At 68.5% G+C, this 1,883-nt stretch carries 1 protein-coding gene and 1 pseudogene; one reads left to right on the forward strand and one right to left on the reverse strand.

Going from position 1 to position 1,883, the window contains the following annotated elements; translation table 11 throughout:
• Positions 1–363: 363 nt before the first annotated feature.
• Entirely contained in the window at positions 364–1,341 is a 978-nt protein-coding gene (locus tag J0670_RS36970; protein ID WP_307806862.1) for an antibiotic biosynthesis monooxygenase, read from the forward strand.
• A gap of 83 nt (positions 1,342–1,424) precedes the next feature.
• On the opposite strand, the pseudogene J0670_RS36975 reads toward J0670_RS36970, so the two are convergent.
• Positions 1,425–1,883: pseudogene (locus tag J0670_RS36975) on the reverse strand (DUF11 domain-containing protein); the annotation flags it as partial.

A 1,883-nucleotide genomic window follows, 5' to 3' on the forward strand; every position in this document is an offset into this window, starting at 1 on the left:
GGCGACAGCGGGAGCGACGGCGGCGAGCAGGGCGGTGGCCGCGGCCAGGGTGCAGCGCAGCAGGCGGGAGGACCGGCGGGACCGGAGGAGGTGCACGTGAGGTTCCTTCAGGAAATGACGGGTGTTCACCCGTGGGACACCGCGACACTACTGAGAGGTAACCTTCCAGCTCAAACCGTGCATGACAACCGGCCACCGAGGCCGGAAACACCCCCGCCGACCGGCCGGAACGCCCCGGCTGGTCGGCGGGGGTGAGGATCAGGAAAACCTTGCGATTGTCCGGGACGCGGCCGCCAAGCCAATCAATATATGGTTTAATGTCATGTTTTGCCCGTTTTTCCCATCGCGATTAGCGTAGGAGGGGTGAACGCTGCTGCAAGCCGTGGTGAAGACAGCGCCACCGTGGTCGTCTCGCAGAAGGTGCGCAAGGGCAGCGAGGCCGATTACCGGCGCTGGCAGGACAGGATGACCGAGCTGGCACGGGGCTTCGACGGATTCGACGGTACGGAGATCTATCCGCCCGAGGACGGCGCGGGCGGAGAATGGGTGGTGATCTTCCGTTTCGACCGGGTCGACCGGCTCACGGCCTGGCTCGATTCCCCTGAGCGGGGGCGGATGCTGGAGGAGGGGCGTGCGCTGTTCGAGGGGCCGCCCTCCCTGGAGGTGCTGACCGGCGAGCCGCCGGCGGCGGAGGCCGTGACGGCCGTGATCTCCCATCGCGTCCTCCCCGGCCGCGAACCGCAGTTCGTGCGGTGGCACGCGAAGCTGCGGAAGGCGCAGGAGAAGTCCCCCGGTTGCATGGGGGACGAGCTCTTCCGGCCGGTGCCGGGAGTCCAGGAGAACTGGGTCTCCATCGTGCGCTTCGACACCAGGGAGCACCTGGAGAACTGGCTCACGTCCGCCGCGAGGAGAAAGCTCCTCGACGAGGGCCGCGACACCTACGCGTCCTACGACGTCCAGCAGATCGCTTCAGCGTTCAGCGGATGGTTCCGCTTCGGTCGCGATTCCGGAACGGCCACCGGAGCGACCACCGCTCCGCCCAACTGGAAGCAGGCCATGTGCGTGCTCCTGGGGCTCTATCCCACCGTCATGGTGCTGAACCTGACGGCGGGCAAGGCGCTGCAGGCCGCCGACGCCCCCGGCTACCTGGCGCTGTTCATCAGCAACGTACTGAGCGTCAGCATCCTCACCTGGGCGGTGATGCCGCTGATCAACCGGGTCCTGGAGTTCTGGCTGGTCCCGGGGGCGGCAGCCCCCAGGCGCACCCACGTACTGGGCGCCCTGGCGGTCGTGCTCGGCTACGCGGCACTGCTGGCGCTCTTCGGATCGACGGTCGGGTGACGGCTCCGGCGCCGGATTCGCATCGTGCCGACGGCGGGGCCGTCCTCATGGACGTGCCCCGCCGTCGGGACGGGCCGGTCGGGTTACCAGTGGTCGTGGCGCTCGCAGCGCTCGTCGTGCTCGTGGGACTTGATCTTGGTCGGGTCGGTGGCGGTGTGGGTGGTGGTGTCGCCGCCTCCGGTCGCCGTGGCGGTGTTCGTCACCTGGGCACGGGCCTTGCAGGAGACGTCGACCTTCAGGGTGATGGGCGGGTAGTTGCTCCCGGCGGCGAGGACGTCGCTACGGGTGCAGGTGAGGGTGTTCAGGGTGCAGGTCCATCCCGCACCGCTGATGCTGTCGGCGCGGAGCCCGGCGGGGAGCGTGTCCTGCACGGTGACCGTGGTGCCGTTGGTCGGGGCAGCGCCGGCGGCGTTGCCCACGGTGATGGTGTAGGTGCCGTCCCGCCCCTGGGTGAAGTGCTTGGTGTGGGTCTTGGTGATGGTCAGGGACGGGACCGTGTAGGAGATGATCACCTGGCCGTTGTGGTTCGCCGTTCCGATCGT

This window comes from Streptomyces sp. FH025, assembly GCF_017427025.1.
Lineage (GTDB): Bacteria > Actinomycetota > Actinomycetes > Streptomycetales > Streptomycetaceae > Kitasatospora.